Annotated in this window: 17 protein-coding genes; 3 read left to right on the plus strand and 14 right to left on the minus strand. The window is 45.2% G+C overall.

The annotated features are described in order from the left end of the window. Positions 1 to 114: 114 nt before the first annotated feature. Together JGK39_RS12890 and JGK39_RS12895 are read right to left on the minus strand one after the other, a co-directional pair. Positions 115 to 723: an alpha/beta fold hydrolase gene (locus JGK39_RS12890; RefSeq protein ID WP_293253783.1), complete on the minus strand. Its 609-nt coding sequence runs from the start codon at positions 721 to 723 to the stop codon at positions 115 to 117. A gap of 2 nt (positions 724 to 725) precedes the next feature. Continuing rightward, a complete protein-coding gene (locus JGK39_RS12895) occupies positions 726 to 1343 on the minus strand; it encodes an alpha/beta fold hydrolase (RefSeq protein WP_293296571.1) in 618 nt (205 codons plus the stop codon). A 316-nt stretch (positions 1344 to 1659) separates the two neighbouring features. Here JGK39_RS12895 and JGK39_RS12900 point away from each other — a divergent pair, with 316 nt between their 5' ends. Further along, positions 1660 to 2124, plus strand: coding sequence for a hypothetical protein (locus JGK39_RS12900; protein ID WP_293253777.1), 465 nt, complete (start codon positions 1660 to 1662; stop codon positions 2122 to 2124). 107 nt (positions 2125 to 2231) lie between these two features. On the opposite strand, the gene JGK39_RS12905 is transcribed toward JGK39_RS12900, so the two are convergent. The 9 genes from JGK39_RS12905 to sir form a co-directional block, all read right to left on the minus strand. After that, positions 2232 to 3386 (minus strand): tetratricopeptide repeat protein, encoded by a 1155-nt coding sequence (locus JGK39_RS12905; protein WP_293253774.1) that lies wholly within the window; start codon positions 3384 to 3386, stop codon positions 2232 to 2234. Between the two features lie 169 nt (positions 3387 to 3555). Then, positions 3556 to 4320 carry a PPC domain-containing protein gene (locus JGK39_RS12910; protein ID WP_293253771.1) on the minus strand — a complete coding sequence of 255 codons (765 nt, stop codon included), beginning with the start codon at positions 4318 to 4320 and terminating at the stop codon, positions 3556 to 3558. Between the two features lie 11 nt (positions 4321 to 4331). Beyond that, positions 4332 to 4778: a hypothetical protein gene (locus JGK39_RS12915; protein WP_293253768.1), complete on the minus strand. Its 447-nt coding sequence runs from the start codon at positions 4776 to 4778 to the stop codon at positions 4332 to 4334. Positions 4779 to 5004: 226 nt separating this feature from the next. Further along, entirely contained in the window at positions 5005 to 5433 is a 429-nt protein-coding gene (locus JGK39_RS12920) for a lysozyme inhibitor LprI family protein (protein WP_293253765.1), read from the minus strand. Between the two features lie 242 nt (positions 5434 to 5675). Continuing rightward, positions 5676 to 6080, minus strand: coding sequence for a lysozyme inhibitor LprI family protein (locus tag JGK39_RS12925; RefSeq protein WP_293253762.1), 405 nt, complete (start codon positions 6078 to 6080; stop codon positions 5676 to 5678). Between the two features lie 101 nt (positions 6081 to 6181). Further along, on the minus strand, positions 6182 to 6529 hold the full coding sequence (locus JGK39_RS12930; protein ID WP_293253759.1) for a type II toxin-antitoxin system PemK/MazF family toxin: 348 nt from the start codon (positions 6527 to 6529) through the stop codon (positions 6182 to 6184). Beyond that, positions 6519 to 6749, minus strand: a complete 231-nt coding sequence (locus JGK39_RS12935) for a hypothetical protein (protein WP_293253756.1) — start codon at positions 6747 to 6749, stop codon at positions 6519 to 6521. The genes JGK39_RS12930 and JGK39_RS12935 overlap by 11 nt, the downstream gene beginning before the upstream one ends. A gap of 59 nt (positions 6750 to 6808) precedes the next feature. Beyond that, the gene (locus JGK39_RS12940) at positions 6809 to 7753 is read right to left on the minus strand and encodes an RsmE family RNA methyltransferase (protein ID WP_293253753.1); all 945 of its coding nucleotides are present in this window, start codon (positions 7751 to 7753) and stop codon (positions 6809 to 6811) included. 381 nt (positions 7754 to 8134) lie between these two features. Then, complete coding sequence (gene sir, locus JGK39_RS12945; protein WP_293253750.1) at positions 8135 to 10123, minus strand: sulfite reductase, ferredoxin dependent; 1989 nt, start codon at positions 10121 to 10123, stop codon at positions 8135 to 8137. A gap of 287 nt (positions 10124 to 10410) precedes the next feature. Here sir and JGK39_RS12950 point away from each other — a divergent pair, with 287 nt between their 5' ends. After that, positions 10411 to 10659, plus strand: a complete 249-nt coding sequence (locus JGK39_RS12950; RefSeq protein ID WP_293253747.1) for a chlororespiratory reduction protein 7 — start codon at positions 10411 to 10413, stop codon at positions 10657 to 10659. Between the two features lie 225 nt (positions 10660 to 10884). Here the strand turns inward: JGK39_RS12950 and JGK39_RS12955 are convergent, their stop codons facing one another. Next, the gene (locus tag JGK39_RS12955) at positions 10885 to 11265 is read right to left on the minus strand and encodes a hypothetical protein (protein WP_293212062.1); all 381 of its coding nucleotides are present in this window, start codon (positions 11263 to 11265) and stop codon (positions 10885 to 10887) included. A gap of 118 nt (positions 11266 to 11383) precedes the next feature. Next, complete coding sequence (locus JGK39_RS12960) at positions 11384 to 12523, minus strand: glycosyltransferase family 4 protein (RefSeq protein WP_293253744.1); 1140 nt, start codon at positions 12521 to 12523, stop codon at positions 11384 to 11386. 688 nt (positions 12524 to 13211) lie between these two features. On the opposite strand from JGK39_RS12960, the gene serS reads away from it, so the two are divergent. Continuing rightward, a complete protein-coding gene (gene serS / locus JGK39_RS12965; protein ID WP_293296573.1) occupies positions 13212 to 14492 on the plus strand; it encodes a serine--tRNA ligase in 1281 nt (426 codons plus the stop codon). A gap of 152 nt (positions 14493 to 14644) precedes the next feature. Here serS and JGK39_RS12970 read toward each other — a convergent pair whose 3' ends face one another. Further along, the gene (locus JGK39_RS12970) at positions 14645 to 15664 is read right to left on the minus strand and encodes a hypothetical protein (RefSeq protein ID WP_293253738.1); all 1020 of its coding nucleotides are present in this window, start codon (positions 15662 to 15664) and stop codon (positions 14645 to 14647) included. Positions 15665 to 15744 lie beyond the last annotated feature (80 nt).

Genomic DNA, 15744 nt, shown 5'->3' on the forward strand with positions numbered 1-15744 from the left:
AAGGACTAAAGTCCTCACTACAAACCCGCAATCAAAATAGTTCGTAGTGAGGACTAAAGTCCTCCGATATTGAAAAGGACTAAAGTCCTCACTACAAACTTAAGAGACATCATACTAATAATTTTTCAATGGTTCTGAAAGTGCCTCCGCAACCGCTTTTAAACTGCGGGAATGCCTCGCCATCATCCCATGGGCGAACACGGACAATTTTACTTCTTTTGCCACCGATATTTGCGAACTAGAAGCAGGGACAATGATGAAATCCCAATCTGTCCAAATCGAAGTAAAATTCAGCTTTTCCAACAACGCAGCATCTCGATTTAAATCTTCCAGAAAAGCACTGCCAGGACGCATTTGAACGCAGCCTTGACCCCAGAGAGTGTAGGCCGTCCAAGTACCGCTGTGAGGCGAAGATATGGCAATAAAGCGCTGCACTCGGTTAATTCCGCCTAACCTTTGCAGGTAATAGCGACTTACTAAACCGCCCATGCTCAATCCTACGATATCTAAAGGCTGTTGTGGCTCGAAATTTTTGTCTATATAATCTGCCATTTGTTGGGCTAATTCGTTTATGCTGGCGTTGCCCCAGTGGGGTGAGAGATCTAGGGTGTAGACTGACAAACCTAAATCTCTGAGGTAGGCAGACATTTTGTGGAAAATCCCCGATTTTCTGAAGATTCCGTGAATTAGCAAGACTGGGTTGCGGCTGAATTTGCTATTCATTTTTAAGTGGGAACTTTATTTTTAATAGGTGCTTTTAGTTCTTCTATTAATGCGTTAATGCTTTGGGTTTCTGTTACCATTTGGCGGTGCAACATTACGTTGAGTTTGACTTCTTTGCCTACTGGCATTTGGGAGCTGTTCGACGGTAAAATCATGATGTCAAAGGGCGTCCACATTGATGTAAAGTTTATGCGTTTGAGCACGGTTACATCTTGATTTAAATCGCGCAGTAAGCCGCTATCCGGCCGCATATCCAGGTATCCTGGTAGGGGCAGGGAATAGGCGGTGAGGGTTCCTTTGTGGGGGGAAGATATGGTGATGAAACGCTGGACTCGGTTAATGCCTCCGAGTCGCTGGACGTAGTAGCGGCTGACGATGCCTCCCATGCTGTAGCCTACTATGTCTAAAGTCTGTTCTGGATCGAACGTCTCAGAGATGTAGTCTGCGAGTTGCTTGGCTAGGGAGTCGAGGCCGAGGCTGCCGTCGTTGGGGGTGAGGTTGAGGCTGTGAACTGCCCATCCGAGTTCGGTGAGGCGGGCGGACATTTGACTGAATATGGTTTTGGTGTCCCAGATGCCGTGGATGAGGATGACGGGATTGCGATCGAGCGAACTGTTCATTTTACTGGAAAATTGCTTAGTGATTACAGCATAAATCACTCCCTGGCGTGAGTTTGACCCCTACTAGGACAGCTAGCGAATCGGATCTAGGTATCGCGGGCCAATAACAAATCAGTCATAAATTCTGAGATAATCGTAAATAAGTGCAAAGTTAAAACTGGCATTACTGAGTAAAAATTACTAGAAGCTCTGAATTTTTTATCAAGAAATGTAAATTTTGATTAAGAAATATAGACAAAAGTTGCCTTAGCTCGTAATCTAACTTTGTTGACAAACTGGTACATATTTCTCTAAAAGAACAAAAGGAGTAAGTCTAATGTTTGGTTTTATCAAAAATTTCTTCGGCGGTATTTTCGGCTTTTTCGCCGGACTGTTGGGCTTGAACAAGTCTGAATATTTCCTAGATTTGGGCGAATCTCCGGCAAAAGTTGAGCCTACCAAGGCTGAGCCTGCGGCTGCCAAGAAGGCTGAGCCTGTTGCGGCCGCACCGGCTTCCTTTGAGCCTGTTAAGTCTGAGAAGTCTGAACCGGCAAAGAAAGCTAAGGTAGAGAAAAAGTCCAAGAAAGAAAAAGAACCAGTCGCTAGCGCTGCTGCTAAGACTGCGGAACCCGCTAAGGTACCTGCTGCTGGTGCAACTAACGGCAAAGTGTCGAGTCAAGCTCAACCTGTTCTGACTTTTGCTCCTAATAATTTAATGCCGACACCAACTGCAACTCGTCGGGGCCCAGGGCCAAGCATGAACAATTTCCGGGAAATGGCGCGTCAGGTGAAAACCAAGTAGGAAATTGGGAATTCGCAATAGTGAATAGGGGATTGGATAATTCCAAATGCTGAGGTTAAAAATTTAAAAATGGGATTACTCATTTTGAATTTTTAACTCTTTTTTTGTTATTTATTTCCTTGGTTTCTGAGAAAGGCTAATCCGCTGTATAGCTGGAACGCCGGATCCCAAGGAGTTTCGGATTTGCGCTCTACCTCTACATGAGAGTCAATCTTGCTTAACATATGCGTGTAATCGAGGACTGTCTCCGCAAAGGGAGTAAATTCCGACCACACTGTAACGTCTAACTGTTGGTCAAATATTTCCAGCAAGTGATTCCAGTTGATTCTGGTGGTACTTTGAGGTAGTTGTGGGGATTTTTTGACTCTCGATATTCTGTTTTTTGACGGCGGTGAAACTACGCTAGCTGCTGAACTTTGAGTGAAGTCCACTCCTGTTTTAAATTCGTAACTTTGGTCGCAAATTCGCAGAATACAGTTTCTGCTGGGAAGGTGCAAGTCGCAGATTTGAGCGTAATCTTGGGTGATTTCTTTGTGGCGAAATTGCTCGGTTCTGCGGTTGGGGGAGTAGTCCATGATTTCCATGAACATTGGCAATAAGCCTTCTACTCTTTGGCTGATTTCTGACCAGTTAAATTCTATGGAACCGAGTCGATCTAGGTTATCTTTACAAACAACTGCTGGAGAAGAGAGAGATTGGAAGTGTTGCACTCGGAAAATTTGGATTTTTTTAATGTCGGCTAGGGTTGCCCAAAATACGGGAATTCCGGCGTTGAGAAGTTCTTGGCCGTAAATTCGGAGTTCGGCGATGGGGCCGGTTTTGTAGAGTCTCCAGCCGCGGCTTTGGATTTGCATTCGGGTTGTGTAGGCGTCGATTTTGAAGATTCTGCTGATATTTTGTACGGCTGCGGGTTTGTCTTCGGGACTCACGGGTTCGAGGATGAGGAGTCCGGGTTCGAGGCTGCTGGGGTCGTTTTTGGCGGTTGCGATCGCTTGTTGGCGCAGGTTTTGTTGTGCGGTTTCAATGCGTTGAATGCCTTGGCGGGCTTGGGAGACGATTTTTGGGTTGGTGATGTCGCGGAGTATTTGTTTGTAGCTTGTTTGGGCTTTTTCGGGGTTGTTGGTGAGTTCGTAGTAGCGGCCGATGTAGTATTGCACCCAGGGGTTTTCGGGGGATTCTTTTTGCAGTTGTTTGATGAGTTGGGCGGCGCCTTTGTAGTCTTGGCTTTCTAGGGCGGCGGCTATTTGGTTGATGTCTGTCATGGCGGTTGGGGGAATGGGTTGGTTTCTATCTTGGCTGATGTTTGGTTGGTTCTGCTAGTGATTGATAAGTTTTGCTTTGATGTTTGTGTGTGATTTTTGGCTGTTTGCAAGGATAAAATTTAGATTTTGTAACCGCAGATGAACGCGGATGAATGTGGTTGAAATCTAGTTAAAGTTGATTGGAATTAATGCTGAGGGTGTAGGAACCTTTGCTGGTGCGATCGAGTCCTTGAACAATTATTTTGTAAGTGCCGTTGCTGGGCAATTTTACGGTGATTTGGGATTCTCTGTTGTTGACGCGAACGGCTTTGATATCTACAATTTTATTGCCGCTGGGTGCGATGAGTGTGATGAAGTGCTCGAAGGATCTGCTTTTGAGGTCGATGGTGAGGGATTGATTTGCACGTCCTTGGAAGCTGTGTTCGCGGTAGAAGCTGCCGTTGGGAAGGCTGGGGTCGCCTTCTTTGAGGGTTCCGCGCTGCTGTAGGAGGGACAGGGATGTGAGTTTTGGTCGATCGACATTTTTGAAATCTAGGCCATAATTTGTCATGGGTGTATCAAGACCATTGCCTTCTCTGACTGTGATGATAAAGGCAGTTTTGTTTTGGGTATCTGGAACTATTTTGTCAATAAAGTTGGCTTGTATTTTGGGTTGATTTAAAGGTTTTGGTTGGTTAAAATTTGGTTTTGATATACATAGAACCACGCCTCCATCTTGATAGCGGGCGCTGTAAAATAAATATTTTTGACCGTTTGTTGTAAATTCGTTTCTGAAGAAGATAGTGTATCTTTCCAGTTGGGTTAGTTTTTGGTTGGGGCGACAATTTTTATCGATATAGATTTCGGTGGCTGGCTGTGTTTGGGCGAAAACCGCTGGTGTGATGGTGGCTATAACTGCTGAGATGAGGATAATGCTAAAGGAGAGGGTTTTCATAAAACGAGTTTCTAGGGATTGTTGTCAGGCTTTGTGGTGAATGCGCGGATACATTCTGCGAGTTTTTTTTCGCCAAAATCAGGTATTTGGCTGATGTTGAGTTGGTGCCATTTACTGAAATCGAAGGGTTTCCCGGAGGAGTATTCCCATTTAGGGCGATCGTAACCTCGATCGGGAGGAGATGCTATTGTTTGAATATTAAAGGTGTTCTGACTAATTGTACCTTTCAAACAGCTATTGTCGCTGGTATTGCTGCGGTATTCAAAGGCTGTGAAGCTTTCTCCTGTTTTCTGGAAAATCATGTATTGAGTGGCGATGCGGTTGGCGAATGGTACTTCTCCATAAAAATATTTGCCGTCTGGTAGGTTTTGCAGTGTCGGCGAGGGTTGGGCTACAATGGGTAAGGGGCAAATAGTGAGAATTGCCAGGCTGGTAGTGAGTAGGATTTGCGATCGCATTTTTAGGATTTTTTTAGTTGTTTTGTGCGATCGTTCTTTTATAACACAAATTCAGGCTAATTCGTCAGCATTCACAGGATCGCAGGACTAAGGTAAAAATTGGTTTGATGGGCTAATTGAAGGGGGAAGGTGCGCTGCGGCGCACCCTGCATCAGGTTAGGGCTAAGTTTGGTATTCGTCAAACATCACCACAAACACCAATTTTTGTGACTGTGTACTTCCTGTTTTATCTCTTTTCTAAAAGATTTTGTAATTCAGCGGTACGTTGTGTGGTCTTTCTTTCTAAACATTGATTGAGAAAACCGCTATAACCAGTACCGCCTCGATTGATTGAAACTTCCAGATTGCAGTCTCGATCCCGTGACTTAATCCATTGTCGCTGTATTATTATAAGTGTCGATCGCTCTTGGGGACTCAATTTAGACATCAGTTGTTTGTAAACCTTGTTCAGTCGTTTATCTGAAGCCTCGTAATTTAAGCGCAGACACCTGTTAATCTCTATGGTGGTTGTGGCGTTTTCGCAAGTAGACTGTTGTTGAGCTATCAGATTTGGTGCCACTTCGATCGCCCCTTTGTACTCTGCAAACACTGGCGAAGACGTAAATCCAACAATAACTAAGCCTGCGACTGCATTAAAAATCGAGATCCCTTTCATAAGTTTTCCTCTGTGTTATAAGTTTTCTTGTTGTTGCAAATTCTCAGCCTTGGTAAATCGCAACAACAATACTCAAAAGCCTGTATATATGTATAGTTCTCTTTCTTTCAGGCTGATTCCGCTATATTTATGCGAAAAATCGAGTTTTATTACAAAACTTTACATGACTTTGCCAAATCTGGCTGGATACGAATATCCGGGCGGGTTGAGATCGATCGCGCTTAAAGTAAATCAAACCGATTTCAATACTTTTCCAACTCCGCAGTGCGGGCTTTTGTCATGCGATCCAAGCATTCATTGAGGAAACCGGAATGGCCAGTACCGCCACGACTTTTATAGGTTTCAAATTCGCAGTTATTGTCGCGCAACTTAATCCATCCTAATTGGGCTTCCACAAGGAGCGATCGCTCTTCGCCGCTCAATTTAGCAGCCAGTTGCTTGTAAACCTCGTTCAGCCGTTTGTCCGAGGCTTCATATCTCAATCTAATACAACTTCTGACTTGTGCATCTCCTTGCGGGCGATCGCAATTAATCTGTTGAGCGATCGCAGAATGCTCAGATTGTGCGAAAACTGATGTTGTAGCTAACACTGTCAAAAGTGCGATTGACCAAAAGTGCGATCGGCTTTTCCTTAAACTTATTTTCATTGTCCCTAAACCATCTATTTGAGGATGTAAATAACACAAGACTGATTTGATTTCTGTAATTTCAAGATTATTTTTATATTTGGCGAGATCGGCCTTGTTTTTCAGATTCCTAAAGTATGCTTTAGCGCTGCATCTACTGCCGCCATATTTGACCAAATACCAATTTTGCGATCGATTTCAACTTCTAAAAGTGTTACAAGATTGTCTGTCATGATTACCGAATCAGCTAACAGTCGTGTTTGCTGTCCTTCCGGCGTCGATAGGGAAACTAAAACCCGGCTTGGGTGTTTGGCGCGGGCTAAATTGCTAGTAATCATTGCTGTAATATTTTGCCCTAAATTAGTCCCTAAATGATCTGCTTGAACTATCAAAACGGGGCGGCGCTTGGCTGTACGCAAATCTGCATTGGGAAACAGAACTAGCACTACATCACCGCGCCTATAAATCATCGTAAGCATCCATTTCCGGTTGTTCCCAATCCTCTGTAAACCTGCTCAACCTTACCCGTAAATCTCCTGCTTGTTGTCGATCGATACCGCGAGATTGCAGCTCTACTAATCCTGATTCTGCCAGAAAAGTAACGATAACTTTCCCTTCCGTTAAGTCGCCCGGAGTTTCCAATAACACAACTTTGCCGTCTCGATATATACCCTTTACTGATTTTAACATTTTAGTTTTATGCCTAATGACTCATTGACATTTTAGCTTCCTTTACAATATCTAGCACCTCAGGGAGATATTTTTTGGGACGGGCACTTTTCAAAAGCGGCTCCCACCAAAGATAAAGCCACCATCGGTGCTGTTACCGCCCTCAAGATTCTCCTACCCAAAGAAACAGGTTCAAAACCAAACTCGATCGCCCTTTCCACTTCTCCATCAGTCCAGCCGCCCTCCGGGCCAACCGCAATCGCGATCGATTCCAACTCTTCCTCCCCCCTTCTTAAGGGAGGCTGGGGGGGATCGAAACGGCTTATTACAGTCGATAATTCCTCCGGTTCTTGCTCCCCCCTTTGTAGGGGCGGTGCCCCCGTGCCCGCCCCTACAAAGGGGGGTTCTAAACCAGCCAAACCATGCGATTCCTCCGGTTCTTGCCCCCCCCTTAGCAAGGGAGGCTGGGGGGGTTCTAAACCGCTCAAACAATCCCACAAATAGCGATTGTCTCCGCGAGCAACACAAATAAATCGATGTTTTTGACGGCAATCTTTGACAGCCAAATCAAAGGAAACAGGCTCACAAACCGCCGGCACAATTTGACGTTCTGACTGTTCCGCCGCCTCCGCAGCAATTCTTCTCCAGCGATCGACTTTTTGAGGACTTGGTTTGAGCAAAGTGCGATCGCTCGTAACGGGTACAATATTAGCTACGCCCAACTCCGTCGCCTGCCGAACAACCTCGTCAAAGGCATTTCCCTTAGGCAAAGCAGCCATCAAAGTTACTGCGACGGGAAGCTCCCTGTTAACGGCAATCTCCTCTGTTATTGAGGCAAATAACCCGGTTTCCTGCACTTCTAGAATTGCTGACCACCAATGTCCGCAGCCGTCCATGGCAATAAATCGATCGCCCGCTTGCAACCGCAACACTCGATTTAAATAATGCTGCTGTTCTTTCGTTAAGTCGATTTTGTTGGCACAAATTTGGGCTGCGGTAACTGCTAATCTTTGTAGTTGAGCCATTGGGTTTTGGATTGCTCGTTTTCTATGAGATTTTTTTTTATTTAACCGCAGAGGGCGCAGAGGGCGCAGAGGAAGAGAAAAAGAAGATTTTTCTGGTTTGTAGTGAGGACTTTAGTCCTTTCTCCTCCGTTTGTAATGAGGATTTCAGTTTTTTCTCTTCCGTTTGTAGTGAGAACTTCAATCCTGGGTGTGACTTTTAGTCAATTAGGACTAAAGTCCTTACTACGAACCAAGAAAGCATTTTAGAAACAATAAAGGCAAAGCATTTACAACCGGAATTATTTGACAAATTCAAGGTTTTTTCTGCAAATGCTTTGCCCTTAGGTTACTTTGGTCTGAACTTTATCTGATGCGATCGAAAATTGACAATCGAAAATCGGCTTATCCTTCCTCCTTAATCTTCTTCAAATAAGTGGAAATTGCCTCTGTAGCTAGCTGCGTGATAGGCTTGCCCTGACGGGCTGCTTCTTCCTTGAGCTCGTTGTAGATTTCATCGCGGACGCTGATGCGACGGCGGACTTTGCCACCGCCAGCAGTGGCTGTCTCGTTTTCTTCGCCGTTACTAGACGTAACATCTAATTCATTAATCTCAGTTGTCATCGAGTCAGCAGATTGGTGATTGGTTACAAATTGACGGATAGATTCTAACCCAACGCGATCGCAAAAATCGCCAAAACTCTCGCTTTGTTGCCGTTTTTGCTTGAAATAAACAAAAATTGGCTCCAGAAAAGCTTCAAAATCATTGACGTGCAGCTTTTCCTCAATTGGTTTTGCCAGCCGCGTTTGCGAGGGAGAACCGCCCAGCCAAATCTGGTAGGATTCGGGGGAACTCCCGACAAAACCCAATTCTGCCATATAAGGGCGGGCGCATCCATTGGGGCAACCAGTCATCCGCACTACAAAATGCTCGTCTTCTAAGCCAACTTTGGTCAAACTCGCCCGAATCCGCTCTAAAATGCTGGGAATCACGCGCTCGGATTCGGTAATCGCCAGCCCGCAGGTCGGCATGGCCGGACAAGCCATAGAATAGCGTACTAAGGGGTCGATCGCAGTTTCCGCTTGAATGCCGCTGCGATCGAGTATTCCCTGAATTTCTGATTTGATATCCGGCGAAATATCGTAAATCGTCACGTTTTGGTGCGGTGTCACCAGCAGCGGCAAGTTGTACTTCTGCACGATTTCCCGCAAAGCCGTTTTTAGCTGAAACGAGCCTTCATCCTTAATCCGGCCGTTTTCTACGGAAATGCCGACAAACAGCTTGCCGTCGCCTTGTTCGTGCCAGCCCAAGAAATCAAAATACTTCCACTCAGGTAGCGGTTTAAAGGCTTCTAGCGGTTTGCCAAAATATTCGGCTACTTTTTCGCTGAACCACTTGACGCCTTTGTCGTTAATCAGGTACTTGAGTCGGGCGTGCCGTCTGTCTGTGCGATCGCCACAATCTCTTTGGGTTGCTACAATTGCCTTGACCAAATCGTAAACATCATCCTTGGCAACATAGCAAATCTCGTCCGCAACGCGAGCAAAAGTCTCTTCTTTATTGTGAGTGCGGCCCAAACCGCCGCCGGCAAACACGTCAAAACCTTGCAACTCGCCAGAAGCATTGGTAATTACCACCAAGCTCAAATCCTGAGAGTACAAGTCAATTGAGTTGTCTCCAGGGACTGTCACGGAACACTTGAACTTACGCGGCATATAGTGCTGCCCGTAAATCGGCTCTTCTTTGTCGTGAAATGTTGTACCATTCCCGTTTGATTGTCTGGCAGCCTTGACTGCGGGATCTTCTTCAGCACTAATGGCCTTTTCCCCATCCAACCAAATTTCGTAATAAGCGCCGGTTTGCGGCGTCAGCAAATCGGCTACATTGTTGGCATATTCCAGGGCATACTGGTATTCGGGGCGATTTTTGTAAGGTGCTGGCGGTGCCATGACGTTGCGGTTCAAGTCGCCGCAAGCTCCCAAGGTTGACCCCATATTTTTAATAATTGAGGAAAACACTGCTTTAAGATTTTTTTTCAGCACGCCGTGAATTTGGAAACCTTGCCGGGTTGTGACGCGCAGCGTGTGGTTGCCGTATTCTTCTGATAGCTTGTCTAACGCTAAGAATAGCTCGGGCGGAACAAATCCCCCTGGGTTGCGGGTGCGGAGCATGAACTGATAGTCTTTTTCTTGTCCTTTGACTCGATTGTCCCGGTTGTCTTGCTGGTACGAGCCGTGAAATTTGAGAATCTGAATCCCCTCTTCGGTGAAGTGGGTTGTGTCTTGTAACAGTTCAGTCGCAACGGGTTCTCGCAAGTAGTTGCTGCGTTCTTTGAGACCTTCTGATTTAGAGGGCTTGCGCGTCGCAGGGGTTGAAATTGAAGATGTGATCATGGGAATGTGTAGTGCCAGTTATAATTAGATACAGGTCGATCGAATATTTGTTGACAATTTGACACTTGACAAATTTGCACTTGACAAATCTCCTCAGAAATGCTGTGTCGGATTTGTTGACAACTCGGTTCATAACTAAGTTAATAACGGTAATCCGGTAGGAATTCTGATGTTGTTCTATTTTAACACGATCGAGCCCGGGCCCGAAAATTGTAATTTAGAGTTTATACTTTCGATCGCTTAAGCGAACAAAACTTTAGAAATAATTAACCTCAACCTTTAAAACTATGTCACTGTATGACGAAGACACCTTTGTGGTGTTAGAAACAAACCAGCCGGATCAGTTTTTGAATGCGGCGGAACTATTAGAAAAGCTGAAAGCGGTTTTAGCCCGGGAACACGAAGATTTGCCGGCTGACGTGCTAAAATTTCCTTCTGTGGAAGAACAAGCTAAGTATTTAATTGATACTTATTGTGAATTAGATGTCGGCCCTGGACAGTTTTTGCAGTGGTACGCAGTGCGTCTAGAAAAATAATCTTATCTTAAATCACCTCAATTAAATTCGTTTGTAGTGAGGACTTTAGTCCGCAAGAAATAAGGACTGAAGTCCGAACGATCGAACCAGGTTTGTAGTGAGGACTTTAGTCCGCAAGAAAGAAGGACTGAAGTTCTGAACGAACCAGGTTTGTAATGAGGACTTTAGTCCGCAAGAAAGAAGGACTGAAGTCCTGACTACGAACCTATAACTGATGATTAATAACTAATCTTCTAACTGTTGAACGGAGGATACTTCAACGGCGGTAACATCGATCGTACCGGGCGGCGTCAAACGGCTAAAATGGCCTTCCTCTATTTTCAGAGGTTCGCCGCAGTTGGCACACTGAAACTGAGTTTGATTTAAAGCTGTGAATTCGTACTGACAAACAGGACACTTGTCCTCAATTAAATTGCGTTTCAACCACCACTGAAGCGCGAAAAATCCTACCACAGGTGTCAGCAGCAACAAACCTACTACAATTAACAATGATTTAACTACCCAACCCAAACCAATTGACACCAACACGCAGGCGATGCCCAGCAATATCAGCCAATTGCTAATACGGGGTAGGTTTAAAGAGATTTTGGGGGTGCCTTGGTTCACGGTGGTCTCCTTTGGTGTCTTTGCAGGTAGGCATAACTCTATCCTACTCAGAAATTCAGGCGGTCGATCGAGTTAATCTTTCTATTGTACAGGCAGAAACCGCTCTCTACGTTACAAGTTAATCGGACTCAGAAGGTTGAAAAATCCCTTCTAAGGATTGACACAGCGATTCAAAACTAAATCTTGCTAGGGTTTGTTCCCTCAACCAAGGCCGATCGCACTTTTTATCTTTTCCTTGAAGCATTTCCACACAAGCAACCGCTACTGCTGCCGGATCTCGGTGAGGAACTCGCCATCCCAGTTTACCATCTTGCAGCGGATCGGCAGATCCGTCCGCGTCCCCGGCGAGCACTGGTATTCCGCAAGCTAGAGCTTCCAAATACACTATACCGAAGCCTTCCTGGGAGGGCATTACATAAGCATCGGCTAACTGATAATGTGCTGCTAAATCTGCTGTGGGTACAAAACCCGCAAATATAACTCTTTCGGCAACTCCCAAATCGGTGGCGAGTTTTGCTAATCTAGGGCGATCGTCCCCGCGTCCAATAACCAAGTATTTCACATTGGGAAAACTTTTGGCAATTTCCGGCAAAGCTTGAATTGTGACATCGACGCCTTTGTAACTATCGTGCGATCGCAATCTGGCTACAGTCATCACTATTTTAGCACCAGTCAGATCGTACTTTTCTAATAAATGCAGCGGTTTGGGGCCGATCGCAAATATATCACTATTTACGACACAAGGCGCTATCTGGAATTTTGCAGGATTTAATTGATTATTACAGCAAGTGCGATCGCGCGTGTACCTGCTAATCGTCCAAAGGCTGTCAGCCTGTCTCATTGCTATTTGATATTTTAGCCCAAGTGTTTCCCAAACTTCCTTGCCGTAAGTTAAAATCGTGTAGGGAATTCCCAGCGGCTGGCATAAAGTTTTAATGAGCGGTGCAAGTTTGATGTGACCGCAGAAAACCCGTTGAGGTCGTTTTTGCACCAAGCAAGTTAGCAATTTGGCGGCAAACTTAAAACGGCCAAGCCAAGCGGGATCAGTTTTTAGGTAAGAGAATTTGAGATTTTTGGACTCGAAGGGATTGTGACAATCTGGCGCATCTCGCAACAGCAAAACTTCTGCTTGTGGCGGAAAGTTTTTGGCTGCGCTTAGTGACAGGTAAGCTTTCAGGATATCTTGAATGTAGGATTGAATGCCACCTTCGCTGGAAAATATTTCTAGGAAACAGAATAGGTGATTTGTCGATCGCATTTTTATTTAGATTTGATAAGTAATGGAAATTAAATAATGTACACAAGCTTGTGGGGTGGGCGTCCCGCCCGCCCTTTCTGGACGGGCGGGACGCCCATCCCACAATAATTAAAATTGTAAGTTATTGACAGGAGCGATCCTAAGAAGACACGGCGGTTGAAACCGCGTCCATACAAGCGAAACCCGCACTTCGACTTCGCTCAGCGTACACGGACGGCGGTTGAAGATAAAAGACACGGCGATTGAAATTACGTTATTCTCTTTACTCGGCGTCCGGCTGACATCGTTTGTCTAGGCGCGGTTTCAACCGCCGTCTTATCTTAACTTTCATCTGGGCCCTAACTTTCATGTCGCCCAAAAAACAAAAAGCCCCTAAACATCGCTGGTTAGGGGAGAAAATTATCAGGGTGCATCTACTAATGTGCTTAGTATAGCATCCTTTTGTGGGGTGTCACCCATCATGGGTGACACCAACGCGAATTTTTTATGAGAATAAGTTATGATTGAAGCCCTTAATGATTGCCAAAGCTTGTCAGTCCGATCGCATTGTCGCTGTTAACCTAAGATAGGACAGACGCAAAAATCCTCAGAAAGCCTGTAGATTGGTAGATTTATGCTCGCGAAAGCCGATATTTTTCCAGAAATCGGGTTGGCGATCGGCAAGTCCTATATTATTTAGAATAAATCCGTGCTAGACCTCAAATTAATCCGAGAAAACCCGCAAGCCGTACAAGAAAGCCTCAACACTCGCGGAGGCCATCACGAAATCGAGCCGATTTTGCAATTAGACAAACAGCAGCGGGAGTTGGAAGGCAAGCGATCGCAACTGCAAGCCCGCAGCAACGAAATAGCCAAACTCATCGGGCAAAAAAGAAAATCGGGTTTACCCCTCGAATCTCCCGAAATTCAAACTTTGCAAGCAGAAGGCAACGAAGTCGGCACTCAGTCAAACGAATTGCAGGCACAGGAAAAAGACTTAAAAGCTCAAATAGAAGCCTTATTGTTACCCTTGCCGAACTTGCCCGGTAAATCAACTCCGCTGGGCAAAAATGAAGATGAAAACATCGAAATCCGGCGCTGGGGAGACGAATACATTCCCCAAAATCCCGATATTTTGCCGCACTGGGAAATCGGCGAAAAATTAGGAATTCTCAACTTTGAACGGGCAGTAAAAATCGCCTCCCCCCGATTTGTTGCCTTAGTTGGCGCTGGTGCAGCCCTGGAAAGAGCGATTATTCAATTTATGCTCGACCGCCATACAAAAGCAGGTTATGTAGAAGTAATTCCCCCACTTTTAGTTAACACCGAATCCCTCACTGCTACAGGTCAATTGCCGAAATTTGCTGAAGAAAGTTTTAAGTGCGATGAAGATGATTTGTGGTTAATTCCTACTTCCGAAGTTCCGGTGGTCAATTTGTACCGAGGTGAAATATTGACAGCGGAACAGTTGCCAATTTATCACTGTTCTTTTACTCCTTGTTTTCGCCGGGAAGCTGGCAGTTACGGCAAGGATACGCGGGGATTGATTCGGTTGCACCAATTTAATAAGGTCGAATTGGTAAAACTGGTGCATCCGAGCACCTCCGAGGCAGAACACGAAAAGTTAGTGCAGGATGCCGAGGGAGTTTTGCAGGCCCTGAAATTGCCTTATCGGGCGATCGAGCTTTGTACCGGTGACTTAGGTTTCGCGGCGGCAAAAACCTACGATTTAGAGGTCTGGCTGCCTTCTGCGGGCAAATACCGGGAGATTTCGAGCTGTTCCAACGTGGCAGATTTTCAGGCGCGGCGGGCGAATATTCGTTTTAAAGAAGCGGGGAAAAAAGGCACTCAATTCGTGCACGCCCTCAACGGTTCTGGTTTGGCTGTGGGGCGGACAATGGCGGCTATTTTGGAGAATTACCAGCAGCCGGATGGGACGGTAAAAGTGCCGGAAGTGCTGCAATCTTATCTCGGTCGCGAGGTTTTGTAAACGTAGTTCGTAGTGAGGACTTTAGTCCTCCTATTAGAAAGAATTAGGACTAAAGTCCTTATTACAAACGTAGTTCGTAGTAAGGACTTTAGTCCTCCTATTAGAAAGAATTAGGACTAAAGTCCTTATTACAAACAAAGATTTAATATTACTCACAAATTTTTTAGCGCTTCCTTGATATCCAGCGCCAAAAATCTATCCAACGCTAAATACATCCAATAAAGAGATAGCTGAGCGTCACTATTAGTCTTTTGAAACCCCAAAGCTAAGCTCATTTTTTCGTACATCGGGTGAATCATTAGCGTGTACAAATCGCAAAGATTCGGAAAATCTTTTTTCATTTCAACTAAAACTTGCTGTATGTGTTCGAGAAAAACAATGCGGTATTCTTCTAAATATTGCCGGTCAATCATCCAACTGCGGACAAATACTGACTGGCAATTTTCATCTCCCGGAAGTGCCATTGTAAAAGGATCGATCTCAGCAGAAACAGAACTTAAGTGCAGGCTTTTACTCGGTGCGTTAAAAAAATTAACTTCTGATTCGGCTGCGGTGGGATACAGTAAGAAAAAGCCGACAGGATTTAGGTTGTCGCAGCGGCGCAAAACTCCCATTCCTTTTGAATATTTGCCAGCCAAAACCCGCAGAATTTTAGCAATTTGGTAGGGAACTGCGTTAGTGCTGCGGTTCATCCAGTTATAATTGGTTGCTAGTAAATTTGCTACCGGAATTGCATCGCACCGAGGGTTAAAATCATCTAATTTGAGTTTGACTGAATTTTCGGGCTTGCGGGGATCTAAAATTTCTGGGATGGGTTGAATTTGAATTGCTGTAGCGTTTCCGTCAAAGTGTTTTTCGATCAATCCGAGTGCTTCTAGTTTATCTAACATCATTCCGGCGGCGCGATCGCTCCCGCGATCGGAATCCGAGTAAAATAGTTCTGCTGCTTCCCGGTGAGTGCACTGCACTTCTGTTGCTAGCAATTCCAGTTTAGCCAGCGGTGGTTTGAGGCGGGGCTGGCTTTCCTGAAGCTGTTTCACTGATAAGTAAATCCAAAGCCTGACAAAGCATTCAGCCCTAGTGCGAGTGACGCCTACTCGTTTCATCAATAGCGAAACAGCGGCGCGGCGCTGAGATTGAGAATACCAAGCATCTAGTGAAGCAATATCCATTTCAGTCGGGAAGCAGCGAAGGAACTCTAGTTATATATTGGCTTAATTTTCCCAAAAACTTCACCCTGCTTCAGGTTACT

Origin of the sequence: Microcoleus sp. PH2017_12_PCY_D_A (assembly GCF_020738565.1) — a bacterium.
In the GTDB taxonomy this organism is placed as follows: domain Bacteria; phylum Cyanobacteriota; class Cyanobacteriia; order Cyanobacteriales; family Microcoleaceae; genus Microcoleus.